Here is a 16083-nt window from a genome sequence, read left to right as displayed (position 1 = left end):
AGAGCTGGAGGAGAAAAATGAAAAAGGCAATTATCGAAACAGACAAGGGAAAAGTTGTAATCGAATTGAAGGAAAAGGATGCACCAAATACTGTAAAAAACTTTGAAGATTTAGCCGCAAAGGGATTCTATGACGGATTAAACTTTCACAGGGTTATTCCAGGGTTTGTTATCCAGGGTGGTTGCCCCCACGGTACTGGCACAGGTGGCCCCGGTTACACCATCAAGTGTGAAACCCAGGGTAATCCCAATAAGCATGTTAAAGGTGCCCTATCCATGGCCCACGCCGGCAAGGACACCGGCGGCAGCCAATTCTTCATTTGTCACGATGCCTTCCCTCACCTGGATGGAGTACATACTGTTTTTGGTCAAGTCCTTGAGGGTCAAGAGGTAGTAGACAACATTAAGCAAGGCGACAAAATGAATAAGGTTACCGTTGTAGAAGAATAAAGGAACAAAGTGAGTCAGGGGACGGCCTCTGGCTCACTTTTGTTTTAAGCTTTGGATGGTTTGTTCCCAGGTGGAAATGTTCCTTAGATCTTGAAGGATTTGTGTGTAGTTGGGGTTGGAGGACAGGTTTTCTAACAGGTTGCCCAGCTCTAGGGTTTCTTGAACCCAGCCGGAAATTGGCAGGCTACCTGTAAGTTCCCCAAGGGCTAAGTCTTCACGACATTTGTACCATAGGAGGACTAGTGGATGTAGATTTGGTGCTCCTTCGGGATTCCAGCCGTCAATTTTGTGTACCTCCTTCTTGATTAATTCTTGGCCCAAGGTATTTTCCAGTAGATTAAGGGCAGAAGATAAGTGATTGATTTTATTAGTCATAGTAATTTAACTCCCTACATATTTTTTCTAGACACCTTATTATATCAAGATTATATCAAACCTTAGACAAATACCAAGGGCAAGGGGGCGGGGAATGAACTAATTTTGGCAATATAGGCAGGATATCAACATAAATAAATCGAAATTTACATTAAATAATTAGCACCACGAATGTCTAAGGATAATTTATAATTGTTTTGAAAGCGGGTTGTTGGATTGATGCTTACTTTTGTTGCCCTGGACCTTGAGACCACCGGACTTGATTACAGAATAGACGATATTATTGAAATAGGTATGGTTAAGGTTATTGATGGTACGGAAGTGGCCAAGTATCAATCCTTAGTACGCCCAAGGGGTAAGCTATCTGTTAAAATTAAGCGCTTAACCGGCCTAAATGATAATGATTTTCTCGAAGCCCCAGAGCTAAGGGATATTTTGGCTGAGGTGCTGGACTTTGTCGGGGATATGCCCGTAGTGGGACATAATATTGCCTTTGATCGGGATTTTTTAAGGGAAAATACCGATAGGTTTACAAATGAGATTTTTGATACCCTTGAATTATCCAGACTATTGTTGCCAGCTGCCGCCAACCATCGTTTAGCGGATCTATGTATATTACTAAACATTGCAATAGATACTCAACACAGGGCATTGGATGATGCCCGGTCGTCAGCAAGGTTACTCCTATCTTTGCTGGCTCGTCTTGAGAAAATAGAACCGGAGCTAATCTGGCAGATAACCAATTTGCTTAAGCAATCCAAGTCAGCTTGGTTTACAGTGTTCCAGGAGCTAACCTTCAAACTAATAAAGCAATTTCCCAACAGGAAAATCACCGGTGCCCTTCCCGGTGCCCCTCAGATGGAGAATGTCCTCAGGGAGAAAGCCCCAGTAACGGCCACACCCTTAACCGATGAAGAATGCTTAGCCATACTTGGGATTGATGGAAACCTGTCTAAAACGCTGGAGAGGTTTATTTTCCGACCACAACAATGTATTATGATGTCTTTAGTAATAGAGGCTTTCAACAACCGGAAAATACTATTGGCAGAGGCCGGTACAGGAACAGGAAAATCCTTGGCTTATTTGGTGCCTAGTATTATCTGGGCCAGAAAAAATAATGAAAAGGTTTTAATAGCTACCCATACAATAAATTTGCAAGAGCAGCTATGGAAAAAGGATATACCACTGTTAGATCAGCTTGAAGGATTGGGCTTTAATTCAGCACTGATGAAGGGAAGGAATAACTATCTTTGCCTTAGACGTTGGCTTTCTCTGATGGAAGAAGCTAATCATCCCCCTGAAGAAGCCCAATTCCTAGCAAGATTACTTATTTGGCTACATGAGACAAAAACCGGTGACCGGACTGAACTATATATTCCTTACCAGGAGCTGGAATACTGGTATCGCATTTGCTCCGAAAGCGAAAGCTGCTTAGGAAGTCATTGCCGCTACCATAATGCAAGATGTTTTTTTTCTGCTGCCAGACGGCAGGCAGAACGGGCAGATATCCTAATCGTTAACCACTCTTTACTTTTGAGTGATGCCAATAGCGAGAACAAGGTGCTACCTTCCTATGGACCTTTGGTTGTTGATGAGGCACATCACCTGGAAAAATGTGCAACCGAACATTTGGGAAAGGCTATCGGTCGAAACGAAGTAATGCGTTGGTTAGCAGCCACTGGAAAACTATTGCATAAGTTGGAAAACATTAAAATGTTTTCATTTCCAGACAATTGGCAAGAACTTCTAAGGGAGACCTCTGAAGTTAGATATAAGTCTAAGGAAACTACAACTACTTTTTTTGAAATGGTGCTTAGATGGATGGAAAGTACAGCTGGTAATGAATTCGGACGTGCTACCATGAGATTTGGTGTTGATGGCAATCCGGACGGCTTACCTAGTTTTCCCTCTGCCCTGGACAGTGAATTAGATAACCTACTATTTCATTTGAAAACCCTTTCCCAGTTGCTAGTTAGGCTTATTTCCAGTATTGAGGAAATAGCCCCCATATCTGATGAGCTGGCTGGTTTAGTAAGGGATTTAATGTTTAGGGCTACAATTGGTGAAGAAATTCGTGGCAATTTAGAATTTATCTGCAGGTGCCGTCAGGAAGAACAGGTCTACTGGGTCGAAGGAGCGCATGATAGTGAAGTTGTATTGAGGTTTGCCCCCATTGATGTGGGGCCCATATTACAAGAAAAGTTTTTTGCTGAAGAGCGAACTGTAATCCTTACTTCTGCAACCCTTTCAGTAGATGGAAAGTTTGGACATTATAAAAAAAGTATCGGTCTTGACTTAATATCCAATGATAATATTATTGAGATTAGGGTTGATTCACCCTTTAATTATGGCGAGCAAGTACTTATGTGTGCTGCCAGGGATATTCCCCAACCTGCACAAATTGGGGATAAGCAGTATCATGACCTACTGTCGGAAACAATCTTAAACCTTACTCTGGCCACAAAGGGACGGACATTAGTTCTTTTTACTTCCCATCGTTCACTGAGGGAAGTATATCAGAGATTAAAGGAAGAGTATGAAAATAATGATATTTGTCTGTTGGGACATGAATTGGATGGCAGCAGGAATAGATTGGTAGAACAATTTATGGAAGGTAAAAGAACGGTTCTTTTTGGCTCCTCCAGTTTTTGGGAGGGTGTAGATATCCCTGGAGACTCATTATCCAGTGTTATCATTGTTAAGTTACCTTTTATGCCACCTAACCAGCCTGTGCTGGAATCCCGGATTCAGCGTATTGCCAGACAGGGAGGGAACGGATTTCAAGATTACCAAATACCCCAGGCTGTAATCAAGTTTAAACAGGGCTTCGGCCGATTAATTAGGGATCAGCAGGACAGGGGAGTGGTAGTTGTACTCGATTCCAGACTAATAGAGAAAAGATACGGTTTAAAATTTTTTAATTCGCTCCCATTGGCAGAACACTTTCGAGGCAATAGAGAGCAGATAATAGCTAAAGTTAAATCTTGGCTGGTATAAGAATAATTTGGTATTGCTCTTTTACTTATGTCCAGGGGATGATAAAATGGAGTATGGTGGTACTTTAAAAAATACAGGCTGGGAGGTTCCCGATGAAGGGTAAACATATACCAAATTTATTTACACTGGGCAATCTATTACTTGGTGTTTTTGCTTTGGTCCTTGCTCTAAATGAGGAGTATGGACGTGGTGCAATTATGATTTTGTTGGCCGGAGTAATGGACTACCTAGATGGTAAAGTGGCTAGAAAATTACAAGTTTCTTCTGATTTTGGAAAGGAACTGGATTCCCTGGCGGATCTTGTTTCCTTTGGAGTTGCCCCAGCCATCCTTGCCTATGCCTTAAAATTATCCGATTGGGGATATCTTGGCTTGGCCATCGCCTTAGGTTTTGTAATGTGCGGGGCCCTAAGATTGGCCCGATTTAATGCCACCACCTTTTCTGGCAACTTTATGGGCGTGCCCATAACGGCAGCTGGAGGTATTGTGGCAATTGTAATAATATATCTGGGGAATATCCCGGATTTAGTTTTGCCAATGATCATGATGCTGCTATCCTGGTTGATGATTAGTAAAATTAAAGTACCTAAATTCTAATAAGTTGGTATTTTTTGCTCTAAGCTGTCATATTGTTACACAGATGCACAAATCCGACCCCAGCCGGAATAATATAAAAGGAAATCAAAAACCAACGAGGGGTGAGAGGAATTGCGCGTGTATTTTGTGCGGCTTCCAAACTTTTTAAGATCATTATTACTTAAGATTTGGAGTTAGTTTCAGGGCAGGCCGAGGGGCTTGCCTTAAACTATTTTAATAGGACTTTAGTACTAAAGAAGGATTTCCAAAAATTGTGTCGTATTGACAATAAATAGCATATAACAGTAAAATTTACCAGTTGATATTTTGTTAAAGGAAGAAGGTGGCTGTTGTTACGGGCAAAATTGTGTTTTCTGTCCTTGGGCTACTTTTGGGAGCTGTTTATTGGTATTTTTATAACCAGAGCATAGAATTATGGGCTTCTATTTTTATTAATCTAGTAATATTGGCAGCTGGTATACTGGTAGGTTATTCTTTAAGAGATAGGAAAAGGGACAGGATTTGTAACCCTAATATAAATAATCAAGCAAGTACCCAAACAATATCTGAGCCATTGTTAAAAAGTTTGCCAGTAGCTTTGCTAAGTGTAAACATGGAAGGGCAAATTACTAACATAAATAAATTAGCAGGTATTATATGTGACATTAACTCCTCAACTTATAATATTTTTGAGCTGAAATCGACAGCAGGCAGCCCGGTAGGCCAATTAATAAAAACCTTAAGCCTAAAGCAGGTACATAGGTGTGAAGTCAATTATTACCAACATAACGATAAAAGATATTTGTTTCGTACAGAAAATATAATTGAAGGAGGACAAGCTGTTGGTGCTGTTATGATAGCTTGGGAAAGTACAGAAGGGGTATTGGTGGAAAAATACCTGAGCCAAAAGGATAAAATGGCCATGATTGGAGAACTGGCTGCAGGAATTGCCCATGAAATTAGGAACCCACTTACCTCCGTTAGAGGATTAGTTCAAATAATGGTTCAGAAATGCAAAATAAATGATCCCGCAAGGGAACATGCTGAAATAATTCTCTCTGAGATTGATTCCATTAATAATATAATCAAGGAATTGCTGCTGCTGGCCAGACGTTCTAGTCCTAATTTAAGCTTTGCCTCACTACCTGCTGTTCTTGACCATGTTCTATTGCTGCTTGAAGGTGAGGCCAGCTGCCGAGGTATAGAAATAACAAGGGATTATCAAGACAATTTACCTCTGGTTGTGCTGGATGAAGATCAAATAAGACAAGTATTTTTACATTTAGCTACCAATGCCATTAATGCAATGCCAACGGGAGGAAAATTAACTATTTCTGTTAAGTATAATGAAACAATGGGAGTTGTTCAAACCGTATTCCAGGATGAAGGTATTGGTATTAGCGAGGAAAACATCTCTAGGATATTTCACCCATTTTTCACAACTAGGGCAGAAGGTACCGGCTTAGGTTTGCCGGTTAGCTGCCAAATAGTAGATAATCATGGGGGTACGCTGTCAGTACAATCTATATATGGCAAAGGCAGCGCTTTTACAGTTCAACTTCCTTTAGTAAACTATAATAATACAAAAGCTTCCTAGCATATGCTAGGAAGCAATGGCAACACCTATTACGCCGCCTAGGCCGCCTGCGGCCAGAGTTAAGGTCAGCTTTCCTAACGCCCCGGCCAGTAAGATGCTGCTGGGAAGAAAGAGGCCGGAGATAATCCATATTAATATAAAGCTTACTATACCTACCCCTAGACCATTAAAGAGACCCCTGCTGCGTGCCCTTTTTGCAGCGTAACCACTTCCCGTTGCAACACTAAGGAAGAGGATAGAAGCAGCTACCCAGGACATAGTATTTTCCGATAAACTGGTGAAATAATAGGTCAATCCGGCAATAATACTAAGACCCACGGTAACACCAAGGGATACTAGGGCACCACGATAGATGGATGAAAAATGAAATATCGGTGTACCAGGATTTTCTGGTTTAATAAGAGGTGACATTTTTTAAACCTCCTTACACTATTTAACATATTTCTATTGAGTTATACCTTCCTTTATGACACAAAAGATAGGAGAGACTGATGGATAGTCAATTTACCATAAGTTACCAAATAGGAGACGTCCTATATTTAAATCTTACTAATCGATGCTCTAACAAATGTGTATTTTGTATTAGGGAAAGTCAAGCTGGAGTTGGTTATAATCTTTGGCTAGAAAAGGAACCAACAGTTTTAGAAATCTTGGACGCAGTTATGGAGCCGGCTCAATATAAGGAAATTGTGTTTTGTGGTTATGGTGAGCCATTATCCAGGCTGGATGTAGTAAAAGAAGTGGCCTCTAACCTTAAAGGCAGGGGTGCCAAGTCCATTCGAATCAATACAAACGGCAAGGCTAATATATTTTATGGAAGAAATATTGTTCCAGATGTGGGCGGCATTATAGATACCATGTCCATATCCTTAAATGCTCACAATGCCGTGACCTATAATGAGCTATGTAACCCTGTAGAAGGGGAGGAGGCTTATTATGCCATCCTGGACTTTGCCAGAAAATGTATTGGAGTTATTCCCAAGGTTATCCTTTCGGTGGTGGAATGGCCAGGGGTTAATATTGAGGCCTGTGAAAAAATTGCCCTTGAAATTGGCGCTGATTTTAGACTAAGAAAACCAACCTTATAGATAATAAATAAAGTTAACCCTGAAGTGGGTTAACTTTTTTCTACGGTGCACAATTATTCTGCTAAGGGGTTGTCGCCGGTACCGCCTGAACGATTCTTACTTTTGTTCTTGTCATAAAAATCATGTTCCCACTGACCGTCCAGGTTTATGCTGGTTGCGGAGCCGGTAGGTTCTTGGACAAAATTTTTACCGATCTGGTAGTGCTTTTCTTCTTCCTTTTGATAGTTATTTCTATTATCTTTAGCCATATTTGCCTCCCTAGAAGTTTTTCTTAGTTTTGCCTGGCAGCTTGTTGTTATACCCGATCAAATTATAAAAATAGAGTCTCGGGTTACAATAAGTTAAATAAAAAATCCAGGAGGTCTATAAAATGAATTTATGGAGGCTATCAGCTTTTGGAGGAACCTTGGTATTAGGATTATTATTAGGCGTTTGGCTGGCTCCAGCCCTGGGCTTCGGCATCGGTGGGCCCCAGGCAAAACCTCTCCCTCCACAGGAATATACCTTTGGACCCAATGAAGTGATGGCTTATCTGGTAGATAATCGTAATCACGATGAAATGGTGGAAATAATGAGTTCGGATCGGGCCTACCAAGCGATGACTAGAATTATGAGTTCTACGGATATGCAGGTGGCCTACATTAGAATGATGCAAAATCCCAGTATGCAGCAGGCCATGGCCCTTCAATTACAAAGACCCCAGATGCAGTCAGCCATGGCAAGTGTGTTTGCCCTTCCCAATGGTCAAAATTCAATAGAAAGAATTCTAAGTGATCCGGCAGTTAGGCCCAATTTAATTCAGGCCTTTAAAAATCCGCGATTGAGGGACGCACTTAATGATATGGCCGATGATAGTGCTCTGAGGACAGCCATGGAAAGGGCCCTTAGTCAGTAAAAATACATTGACCAAACTATATTTAAGAGGTAAAATCTCGGTAACATTTCCCAATAGAGGGGTGGAAGATATGATACAGACCCGACTCAAAGTAACGGGCATGAGCTGCGCTGCGTGTTCAGCAAGAATTGAACGAACCCTCGGAAAGCTACCGGGAGTGGAAAAGGTCCAAGTAAACCTGGCAGGGGAAATAGCTACTGTAGATTTTGATCAGACTGCTGTTTCCACCGATGATATTATTAATTCCATTGAAGAATTAGGATTTAATGTTATCCAGGAATCCGTTGACATAAAAGTCAGAGGGATGAGCTGTGCAGCTTGTTCAAATCGAGTGGAAAGGGTTTTGAACAAGCTGCCTGGTGTTTATCAAGCAAACGTCAACCTGGCCTTAGAAAATGCATCAATTAAATACAACCCCGCCGAAATATCTCAGCCTGAGATTCGCAGGGCCATCATTGACGCGGGGTTTGAACCTGAAATGGAAACCCGGCAGGATGATGGGGATAGGGAGCAAAGGCGGAGAAGGGAAGAGATCTCCCGTCAGCAAAAACTATTTTTATTTTCCGCGGTGTTTTCATTACCCCTGGTGCTATTTATGGTGATTATGCTTGTTGAGTGGCATGATGCCATGAGATGGGGAATATTTCATCCCTATGCCCAATTTGGTTTTGCAACCCTGATACAATTTGGGCCTGGCCTTCACTTCTACAAGGACGGCTGGCGTTCCTTAAAGGGTGGAGGAGCCAATATGTCTGTTTTAGTTGCTTTGGGAACAAGTGCTGCCTATTTTTATAGTGTAGCCGCTACCTTTTATGGTGAGGCTATTGGGCAGACCGAGGTCTATTATGAAACAGGCGCAGTGATTATTACTCTGGTCCTGCTGGGGAAAATGCTAGAGTCCTCCGCCAAGGGCAAAACTTCAGAGGCAATTCGTAAACTGATTGGCCTGCAGGCAAAAACTGCAACAATTTTAAGGGATGGGCAGGAGCAGGAAATTCCCATCGAGGATGTTATTGAAGGTGATTTACTGGTGGTTCGCCCGGGAGAGAAAATACCTGTAGATGGAATAATTGTAGAAGGCTACTCCACAGTGGATGAAAGTATGTTAACGGGTGAAAGTGTTCCGGTGGATAAACAGCAGGGTGACAAAGTCATTGGGGCAACTATAAATAAGCTGGGTAAATTTACTTTTAAAGCTACTAGGGTTGGGAGAGATACTGCCCTTGCACAAATTATACACATTGTGGAACAGGCCCAGGGCACTAAGGCACCAATACAAAGGTTGGCTGATGTTATAGCCTCCTACTTTGTGCCTGTTGTAGTGGCAATAGCGGTGATAACCTTTGGTGTTTGGTACCTATTAATTCAGCCAGGAGATCTGTCCCAGGCAGTATTAACTTCCACGGCAGTATTAGTGATTGCCTGCCCCTGTGCCTTGGGCCTGGCTACCCCCACATCCATCATGGTAGGTACAGGTAAGGGTGCTGAGATAGGAGTATTAATTAAGGGTGGTGAGTACCTGGAAAAAACCCACAAGCTAAATACTATTATCCTTGACAAAACCGGAACTATCACCCATGGTAAGCCTAAGCTTATTGATTTAATAGCTCTTAACCAGTTTGAGGGGCAGGAGCTGCAGGTCCTTAATTTGGCCGCTTTAGTGGAGAAAAACTCAGAACATCCTCTGGCTAAAGCCATAGTAGAAGCCGCCTCACCCGAGGATAAAGTAATTACCGAGTTCCAGGCAATTCCGGGTTTTGGTGTTAGGGCGGTGGTGGATAATACAGAGGTATTGCTCGGGACAATCAAGCTGATGAAGCAGCATAATATAAGCTTTAGTCAATGGGAAGTCAGAAAGAATGAATTGGAGCAACAGGGAAAGACCGTCATGCTTATGGCTGTTGGAGGTAATCCTGCCGGTATGCTGGCGGTGGCTGATACTGTAAAGGATGAGTCAGCATCGGCCATAAAAAAATTAATTGATATGGGTATAGAGGTTTGGATGCTTACTGGTGATAATGAAAGAACCGCTAAAACCATTGCTGCACAAGTGGGTATTACAAGTGTAATGGCAGAGGTTTTACCCGAGGACAAAGCCCGGAAGGTACAGGAATTAAAGGGGCGCGGTCTGGTGGTGGGGATGGTGGGTGACGGTATCAACGATGCCCCTGCACTGGCCACAGCTGATGTTGGCTTTGCCATCGGCACCGGTGCAGATGTAGCCATGGAAGCGGCAGATATTACCTTGATTAGAGGAGATCTCTGGGGCGTTGTGGACAGTATAGCCCTTTCCAGGGCAACCATAAGAAATATTAGGCAAAACCTTTTCTGGGCTATGATATACAATACGGTAGGCATTCCTATAGCATCCTTTGGTTTGTTAAACCCGGTTCTGGCGGGGGCTGCCATGGCCTTTAGCTCAGTTTCTGTGGTTACTAATTCCCTGCGCTTAAAGGGCTTTAAAGCCAGGCACTAAGTTTATAAAGGAGAGGTTTAAATGGCAGAAATCCAACTAAAAGTAACTGGTATGAGTTGTGGACATTGTAAAGCAGCTGTAGAAAAGGCTGTTAAAAGGCTGGACGGGATTCAGTCTGTTGAGGCTACACCAGGAGAGGATAAGGTTGTGGTGGTGCATGATGGAAGTGTTAGCATAGTTGAAATTAAAAATACCATTCAAGAGGAAGGCTACGTTGTGGTTGAATAAAAATACCTTTAGGTGAGAATATAGCCTTTAAGAGGTGATTTCTATGTCTGAAGAAATGAAAGTAGCAGACAGCTTTGAATTGGCTATCGTGGGCTGTGGTCCGGCGGGGTTATCGGCGGCTATTAATGGTGCCATAAGAAAAAAGAAAGTGGCTATTTTCGGAACAGAATTTTGCAGCCCTAAGTTACATCATGCCCCCCATATTGATAATTACCTGGGGTTGCCCCAGATTACCGGGGAAGAGCTCCGCAAGAAGTTTTTAGAACACCTTCAGGTGATGAAGTTAGAGATCAGGAATAGTAAAATTAGCGGTATTTACCCTCAAGAAGGCGGTTTTATTCTGCAATCCAGGGATATATTCTACCAGGCCACCTCGGTGATACTTGCTACAGGGGTAAGCACAGTTAAGCCTATCAACCAGGAATTGGATTACCTCGGTAGGGGAGTAGCCTATTGTTCAACTTGTGATGGCCCCCTTTATAAAGGGAAAAGGGTAATTGTATTGGCCTATAACCGTGAGGGATTGGAAGAAGCAAACTTTTTGGCAGAGATAGCCGCCGAAGTGCTATTGGTCCCTGTGTTAAAGGATGAGGATGCTAAAGGAATTGAGCTGAATCAAAAAATACAGATAATAAAGGGTAAGCCAATGGGTATTATTGGCGAGATGTGGGCAACTGGTGTTGCCCTGGATGGACAAGACCTAACTGCCGATGGCATTTTTATTGTCCGGGACTCAGTGCTCCCAGACCAACTCGTGCCAGGCCTTGAGGTGAGCAATAAGGGGATTATTGTAGATAGGGGTTGTGCCACAAACATACCAGGTGTATTTGCTGCAGGTGATTGTACGGGTGTACCCTATCAGCTATGTAAAGCAGCCGGAGAGGGTCAAGTTGCAGCCTTAAGTGCGGTAAAATATCTGGATGAGTTAAAACACAAAGAGTAATTGACTTAAGGCAAAATCAAGGGGGTCCTGCAAATAACAGGACCCCTTCAGATTGGTTTTAATAATCCCTCACGACTCCTACAGAGGACAGCGCTAATCGCTTGCTTCGGGCGAAGCGCTGCTCGGGATTACTAAGACCCAGGGATTATTGAAGCCTTTTGACCATGGGAAAGTTTTCATCGTCAAAGGCATAATGTACTCCTGGAACAAAACCCTGCTTTCCCCAAAAACCCACTGAATTATCTTTGGGGTTTAAGGAATTTACCCTAGCTTCCAAGGTGATTGAGTAACAGTTTTGCGCCCTGAGTAAATTTTCAAGAAAACGGTAAACCTTACTGCCGGCCCCTTTGCCCCTAAATCGGATAGGAATCTGGAGAAATTGTATGATAGCCTGGGGCATGCCGCCCCGGTCTTTTTTTATTTGATATATTAAATAAAAGTTTTCTTCTTCAATCTCGTCATTATGTTCGATAGAAGTAATGTATACCGAACTGGGGAAAAGGATGTGCTGCACGAAACAAAGTGGGTGTTCAAGAATCGTTTCTAAACGCACCCGTAATAACTCGAGGTCGGAGTTAGGCGCAGTTAAATACTGCATCATATCTACCCCTTTATATTTTGTCTTGCTAATAATATATCACTCAAAAAACTCGAAGGGAATAAAAATATGAAACTGTTTAAATTATTTAAATTAACAAAATATGTCTAATGTTAAGGGGATTTGGCATACGAAATAAGGTATAAATGGAAGGAAAAGGCAGCTGCTGCAGAGAACTTGATATTAAAAGTTTTAAGGAGCGATGCAGGATGTGGATGCCCGGAAAATTAAACGGTAAAAAGGTTAACCTTTGGCAAGTTGTAGCCTGCCTGTTGGAAGCTGCCGGGGCTAGCAAGCCAGCGTTGCGTTCAGTTGAAAAGGCACTTCAAGTACAGCCGGAGCAGGCAGATCTGCATCTACAGGCCAGCAGGTTATATTTAAAGCTAGGGCAGGTCGATCAAGCTGCCCTGCACTGTAAAAAAGCCGCCCTTGGTTTAGGGCCAGGAAGCTTTATCTATTGGCTTGACCGAGCGGCAAACGGTGGAATTAAATCTTCTAGGATGGATGACAGTGAGATGGTATTTTCCTTTGCACAGGAGAAGGAGATTATTCCCCATGCACCGACTAACGATAAAACAGCCCAGTTTAATAATAGTGGGTTGTGTTTATTGGAGAATGGTAGATATCAAGAGGCCTTAGTGTGTTTCCAGGAAGCCTTGGCTCTGGGGGGAAAGGACCCGGGGATTCTTCACAATTTAGGGTTGTCCTTGAGTAAATTAGGACGTCATACAGAGGCTTTGGATTATTATAAGGAGGTTCAATCCCTTGGCATCAGCAGTGCGGAATTACTGAACAATAAAGGATATAGTTTGTTTTATTTAGAACATTATGAAGAGGCCCTGGCCTGCTATGAGGTGGCACGCCAGTATTTACCACGGGATTTAGGACTATTAAGCAACTTAGCCTCCTGCTACAACTATTTAGGCCGCGTAGAAGAGGCCATTGGTTGCTATAGAAGTGCTATAAAGGCATTCCCAAAGGATGCCACTTTGCATAATAATCTAGGTATTTGTCTGGAAAATCTGGGGCATACAGAAGAAGCCCTGGAGAGCTTTGGCAAGGCTGTAGAATTATCACCTGGAAATAACACCATTCTGCTAAATTACGGGCATTGTATGCTTAATTGTGGCAGATTGGATGAAGTATATGATATTGTTGAAGCTATTTTAACAGTGGAACCAAACAATTATCCCGCCTGGGGATTGCGAGGCGAAGTTTTGGCCATACAGGGCAAAATGGGAGAGGCAGCCAGGTGCTACGGCAGGGCACTGGGTTTAGCTGGATAAGGTTGAAAAGTTTAGTATTAATAGATATTTCTGGAATTATCCAGCCTGGTTTTTAATTAAATCAGGTTTTTTTATTTCAGAATATATTATTTACTTAAAAATTTACCGTTTAAGGCAGGGACATAGCAGCCGGGAGAGAAATATAGTAAAGTTTAGTACCGGGAGAAATACTACAACATAAGGAGGAGGATGCATGTACGAGCTTACTGTATCTAAAAGTTTCTCCGCTGCGCATATTCTCTGCGGTTATCCCGGTGATTGTGCCAGATTGCACGGTCATACCTGGACTGTACAAGTAAAGGTAAAGGGCGAGGAACTGGATAATCTGGGTATGTTGGTGGATTTTAAGGCCATAAAAAAAGAGCTAATGAACTTAATAGATCAATTTGATCACAGGTTTATAAATGATTTAGATGGTTTTGGTGATGGAGGAGTTAATCCTACAGCTGAAAACTTAGCTTTTTATATTTATAGGTCCCTAGAAAAGCCGGTGGAAGCCCTTAGGGCTGGGATAAGAATGAAGGAAGTATCGGTTTGGGAATCTCCCGACGCCTATGCAACCTATTGGGAGGATAAGTAAAGTGAAGAGTGTTGTGCTTTTGTCAGGGGGATTGGATTCGGCAGTTTGCCTGGCATATGCCAAAACCGAGGGAGATGTCCGGCTAGCCCTAACCTTTAACTATGGGCAAAGGGCCGCAGAAAAGGAAATAATTGCAGCAGCTAATCTGGCAAAATATTATCAGGTCAAACACCGGGTCATTGATTTACCCTGGCTGGCGGACATTACATCAACTGCCCTCATCGGAGACAGTAAGATTGAACTGCCGGAACCCACCGAATCAGATTTAGATGATTATGAGGCTTCTGCAAACACTGCCGCTGCAGTTTGGGTACCTAATCGCAACGGGCTGTTTGTAAATATCGGTGCCTGCTTTGCTGAATCCCTGGGTTGTGAACTGGTGGTGGCTGGGTTTAACCGTGAGGAGGCAACTACCTTTCCTGATAATACGCCGGAATTTGCCCAAGCGGCCAGTGCGGCCATGGCCTTTTCAACAGCCAATCAGGTTAAAGTGCTTAGCTATACCGGAAGGCTGGATAAGGGTGAGATTGTGGCACTGGGACATCGATTAGGTGTTCCTTGGCAGCTACTATGGAGCTGCTATCAGGCTGGAGAGAATATGTGCGGCAGATGTGAAAGTTGTCGTAGATTTATTAGGGCTTTTCAAGCCCAGGGCTTAGCTATACCCGGCCTGATACAAAGGGGTGAATGATTATGTTAATCCACACCATAGGCCAAGAGCTTAAATATGATGGACGGCAGCTCTCATCCCTTTGGGCCTTTCGAAATTACAGACTCCAGGGTGATAGTATAATCTGTTTTCGTGGGCCTTGCCAGGTTGAATTAACTGAAATGGTGGATTTAGCAGATGTTATAGCTAACGCTCCCATTTACAGTGAGTCCATGCTGCACTTTATTATTGAGCACTTTGATTTGGATTTGGAGAAGACTGTTGTACGGCAAAGGTTATTTATCTCCCAGATCAAAGAAGTTATATATAAAAGGACCGGCAGGATATTATCACGTCAGGGTGATGACCTTTTTTATGGGAACAAAAAATTATCCGTATCTATTGCAACCCTAAGCCCTGTTTCTACTATGATTCATACCGGGCTAAATATATCCTCCCGCAATACCCCTGTCCCAACGGTAAGTCTTGTGGAGCTTGGTTTTTCAGAAAATGAAATATTAACTTTGGGACAGGAAATAGCAGAGACCTATGCCAATGAAATAAGCAGTATTAAACTGGCCAGATGTAAGGTCAGGGGGGTAGTCTAGTGCCAGAGGCTAATATTCAAGAGATATTTTCATCTATTCAGGGAGAAGGTCCCTATGTAGGGTGCCGCCAAATATTTATCCGTTTTACTGGCTGTAATTGGCAATGTGCCTACTGTGATACTCCAGTTAAGCCGGCGGAATCTTTTCCCATGGAAAAAACCCCAGGACTAAGGGATTTTATAACTATAAGCAATCCTGTGACTCCGGAAAGCCTGTCAAAGCTATGTAATGGCTATCAGCTTACACTGCATCACTCTGTGAGCTTGACTGGCGGGGAACCCCTTTTACATAAAGATTTCATTAAGGAATTGATACCACTTATATCGGGAACTGAGCGGGGAATATTTTTAGAGACAAATGGCACCATGCCAGAGTCATTAAGACACCTGATTGATGAGCTAAGTATTATAAGCATGGATATAAAGCTTAGGAGCTCTACAAAAATTGACACCCCCTGGGAATTGCATGGTGAGTTTTTGAAAATTGCTGCTAAGCAAGATGTATATGTAAAGCTCGTTATATCTGACAATACAGAGGAGGAAGAGGTTTCCAGGGCTGCGGTAATGGTAAAAAGAGCCGCTCCTAATTCGGCCTTAATATTGCAGCCGGTTACTTCCACTAACGGAGTATTAGCTCCCTCAGTGCAGCAAGTATTAAAACTTCAGGAAATAGCCCTGAGGGAATTAACAAATGTAAGGGTAATACCACAAACCCATCGGATGATGGGACAGCTATAGAG

The 16083-nt window shown here is 42.7% G+C and carries 18 protein-coding genes; 14 read left to right on the top strand and 4 right to left on the bottom strand.

Annotation, left to right across the window (positions count from 1 at the left end; all coding sequences use genetic code 11):
* Positions 1–17: 17 nt before the first annotated feature.
* The gene (locus tag P6N53_RS02740) at positions 18–449 is read left to right on the top strand and encodes a peptidylprolyl isomerase (protein WP_304540995.1); all 432 of its coding nucleotides are present in this window, start codon (positions 18–20) and stop codon (positions 447–449) included.
* Positions 450–482: 33 nt separating this feature from the next.
* Here P6N53_RS02740 and P6N53_RS02735 read toward each other — a convergent pair whose 3' ends face one another.
* Positions 483–824 carry a hypothetical protein gene (locus tag P6N53_RS02735; protein ID WP_304540994.1) on the bottom strand — a complete coding sequence of 114 codons (342 nt, stop codon included), beginning with the start codon at positions 822–824 and terminating at the stop codon, positions 483–485.
* Between the two features lie 219 nt (positions 825–1043).
* On the opposite strand from P6N53_RS02735, the gene P6N53_RS02730 reads away from it, so the two are divergent.
* The 3 genes from P6N53_RS02730 (at position 1044) to P6N53_RS02720 (ending at position 5993) form a co-directional block, all read left to right on the top strand.
* Positions 1044–3821, top strand: a complete 2778-nt coding sequence (locus P6N53_RS02730; RefSeq protein ID WP_304540993.1) for a helicase C-terminal domain-containing protein — start codon at positions 1044–1046, stop codon at positions 3819–3821.
* A 92-nt stretch (positions 3822–3913) separates the two neighbouring features.
* Entirely contained in the window at positions 3914–4417 is a 504-nt protein-coding gene (gene pssA, locus P6N53_RS02725; protein ID WP_304540992.1) for a CDP-diacylglycerol--serine O-phosphatidyltransferase, read from the top strand.
* A 322-nt stretch (positions 4418–4739) separates the two neighbouring features.
* The gene (locus tag P6N53_RS02720; RefSeq protein ID WP_304540990.1) at positions 4740–5993 is read left to right on the top strand and encodes a two-component system sensor histidine kinase NtrB; all 1254 of its coding nucleotides are present in this window, start codon (positions 4740–4742) and stop codon (positions 5991–5993) included.
* Positions 5994–5999: 6 nt separating this feature from the next.
* Here P6N53_RS02720 and P6N53_RS02715 read toward each other — a convergent pair whose 3' ends face one another.
* Complete coding sequence (locus tag P6N53_RS02715) at positions 6000–6404, bottom strand: TIGR04086 family membrane protein (protein WP_304540989.1); 405 nt, start codon at positions 6402–6404, stop codon at positions 6000–6002.
* An 80-nt stretch (positions 6405–6484) separates the two neighbouring features.
* On the opposite strand from P6N53_RS02715, the gene P6N53_RS02710 reads away from it, so the two are divergent.
* Positions 6485–7081 carry a TatD family nuclease-associated radical SAM protein gene (locus P6N53_RS02710; RefSeq protein ID WP_304540987.1) on the top strand — a complete coding sequence of 199 codons (597 nt, stop codon included), beginning with the start codon at positions 6485–6487 and terminating at the stop codon, positions 7079–7081.
* Positions 7082–7134: 53 nt separating this feature from the next.
* Here the strand turns inward: P6N53_RS02710 and P6N53_RS02705 are convergent, their stop codons facing one another.
* Positions 7135–7329, bottom strand: a complete 195-nt coding sequence (locus P6N53_RS02705; RefSeq protein WP_304540985.1) for an LAS seventeen-binding protein 3 — start codon at positions 7327–7329, stop codon at positions 7135–7137.
* A 122-nt stretch (positions 7330–7451) separates the two neighbouring features.
* Between P6N53_RS02705 and P6N53_RS02700 the strand changes: the two genes are divergently transcribed.
* From P6N53_RS02700 to P6N53_RS02685, 4 genes are all read left to right on the top strand, one after another.
* Complete coding sequence (locus P6N53_RS02700) at positions 7452–7976, top strand: hypothetical protein (RefSeq protein ID WP_304540983.1); 525 nt, start codon at positions 7452–7454, stop codon at positions 7974–7976.
* A gap of 70 nt (positions 7977–8046) precedes the next feature.
* The gene (locus P6N53_RS02695; protein ID WP_304540982.1) at positions 8047–10452 is read left to right on the top strand and encodes a heavy metal translocating P-type ATPase; all 2406 of its coding nucleotides are present in this window, start codon (positions 8047–8049) and stop codon (positions 10450–10452) included.
* A gap of 21 nt (positions 10453–10473) precedes the next feature.
* Entirely contained in the window at positions 10474–10680 is a 207-nt protein-coding gene (locus P6N53_RS02690) for a cation transporter (protein WP_304540980.1), read from the top strand.
* Positions 10681–10723: 43 nt separating this feature from the next.
* Positions 10724–11623: an NAD(P)/FAD-dependent oxidoreductase gene (locus tag P6N53_RS02685; protein WP_304540978.1), complete on the top strand. Its 900-nt coding sequence runs from the start codon at positions 10724–10726 to the stop codon at positions 11621–11623.
* 145 nt (positions 11624–11768) lie between these two features.
* Here P6N53_RS02685 and P6N53_RS02680 read toward each other — a convergent pair whose 3' ends face one another.
* Positions 11769–12224, bottom strand: a complete 456-nt coding sequence (locus P6N53_RS02680; RefSeq protein WP_304540976.1) for a GNAT family N-acetyltransferase — start codon at positions 12222–12224, stop codon at positions 11769–11771.
* A 206-nt stretch (positions 12225–12430) separates the two neighbouring features.
* Here P6N53_RS02680 and P6N53_RS02675 point away from each other — a divergent pair, with 206 nt between their 5' ends.
* The 5 genes from P6N53_RS02675 to P6N53_RS02655 all read left to right on the top strand — a co-directional run bounded on the left by P6N53_RS02675 (position 12431) and on the right by P6N53_RS02655 (position 16081).
* The gene (locus P6N53_RS02675) at positions 12431–13507 is read left to right on the top strand and encodes a tetratricopeptide repeat protein (protein WP_304540975.1); all 1077 of its coding nucleotides are present in this window, start codon (positions 12431–12433) and stop codon (positions 13505–13507) included.
* A 193-nt stretch (positions 13508–13700) separates the two neighbouring features.
* Complete coding sequence (queD, locus tag P6N53_RS02670; protein ID WP_304540973.1) at positions 13701–14087, top strand: 6-carboxytetrahydropterin synthase QueD; 387 nt, start codon at positions 13701–13703, stop codon at positions 14085–14087.
* Between the two features lies 1 nt (position 14088).
* Positions 14089–14778, top strand: coding sequence for a 7-cyano-7-deazaguanine synthase QueC (gene queC, locus P6N53_RS02665; protein ID WP_304540971.1), 690 nt, complete (start codon positions 14089–14091; stop codon positions 14776–14778).
* A gap of 2 nt (positions 14779–14780) precedes the next feature.
* Positions 14781–15344: a DUF366 family protein gene (locus P6N53_RS02660; protein ID WP_304540970.1), complete on the top strand. Its 564-nt coding sequence runs from the start codon at positions 14781–14783 to the stop codon at positions 15342–15344.
* Positions 15344–16081 carry a 7-carboxy-7-deazaguanine synthase QueE gene (locus P6N53_RS02655; protein WP_304540969.1) on the top strand — a complete coding sequence of 246 codons (738 nt, stop codon included), beginning with the start codon at positions 15344–15346 and terminating at the stop codon, positions 16079–16081. The genes P6N53_RS02660 and P6N53_RS02655 overlap by 1 nt, the downstream gene beginning before the upstream one ends.
* The last annotated feature ends 2 nt before the right edge of the window (positions 16082–16083 follow it).

Source organism: Desulforamulus aquiferis (assembly GCF_030577015.1).
Classification (GTDB): Bacteria; Bacillota; Desulfotomaculia; order Desulfotomaculales; family Desulfotomaculaceae; genus Desulfotomaculum; species Desulfotomaculum aquiferis.
The sequence above is the reverse complement of the archived record's forward strand: the minus strand, read 5'-3'. Positions and strand labels throughout refer to the sequence as shown.

What these genes read in the sequence shown, in the direction of transcription:
- queD (WP_304540973.1), top strand. Translation starts at nt 13,701, where the DNA reads ATGTACGAGCTTACTGTATCTAAAAGTTTCTCCGCTGCGCATATTCTC.
- P6N53_RS02735 (WP_304540994.1), bottom strand. Translation starts at nt 824, where the DNA reads ATGACTAATAAAATCAATCACTTATCTTCTGCCCTTAATCTACTGGAA.
- P6N53_RS02730 (WP_304540993.1), top strand. Translation starts at nt 1,044, where the DNA reads ATGCTTACTTTTGTTGCCCTGGACCTTGAGACCACCGGACTTGATTAC.
- P6N53_RS02705 (WP_304540985.1), bottom strand. Translation starts at nt 7,329, where the DNA reads ATGGCTAAAGATAATAGAAATAACTATCAAAAGGAAGAAGAAAAGCAC.
- P6N53_RS02690 (WP_304540980.1), top strand. Translation starts at nt 10,474, where the DNA reads ATGGCAGAAATCCAACTAAAAGTAACTGGTATGAGTTGTGGACATTGT.
- P6N53_RS02710 (WP_304540987.1), top strand. Translation starts at nt 6,485, where the DNA reads ATGGATAGTCAATTTACCATAAGTTACCAAATAGGAGACGTCCTATAT.
- P6N53_RS02695 (WP_304540982.1), top strand. Translation starts at nt 8,047, where the DNA reads ATGATACAGACCCGACTCAAAGTAACGGGCATGAGCTGCGCTGCGTGT.
- pssA (WP_304540992.1), top strand. Translation starts at nt 3,914, where the DNA reads ATGAAGGGTAAACATATACCAAATTTATTTACACTGGGCAATCTATTA.
- P6N53_RS02700 (WP_304540983.1), top strand. Translation starts at nt 7,452, where the DNA reads ATGAATTTATGGAGGCTATCAGCTTTTGGAGGAACCTTGGTATTAGGA.
- P6N53_RS02660 (WP_304540970.1), top strand. Translation starts at nt 14,781, where the DNA reads ATGTTAATCCACACCATAGGCCAAGAGCTTAAATATGATGGACGGCAG.
- P6N53_RS02715 (WP_304540989.1), bottom strand. Translation starts at nt 6,404, where the DNA reads ATGTCACCTCTTATTAAACCAGAAAATCCTGGTACACCGATATTTCAT.
- P6N53_RS02685 (WP_304540978.1), top strand. Translation starts at nt 10,724, where the DNA reads ATGTCTGAAGAAATGAAAGTAGCAGACAGCTTTGAATTGGCTATCGTG.
- P6N53_RS02680 (WP_304540976.1), bottom strand. Translation starts at nt 12,224, where the DNA reads ATGATGCAGTATTTAACTGCGCCTAACTCCGACCTCGAGTTATTACGG.
- P6N53_RS02675 (WP_304540975.1), top strand. Translation starts at nt 12,431, where the DNA reads ATGTGGATGCCCGGAAAATTAAACGGTAAAAAGGTTAACCTTTGGCAA.
- P6N53_RS02740 (WP_304540995.1), top strand. Translation starts at nt 18, where the DNA reads ATGAAAAAGGCAATTATCGAAACAGACAAGGGAAAAGTTGTAATCGAA.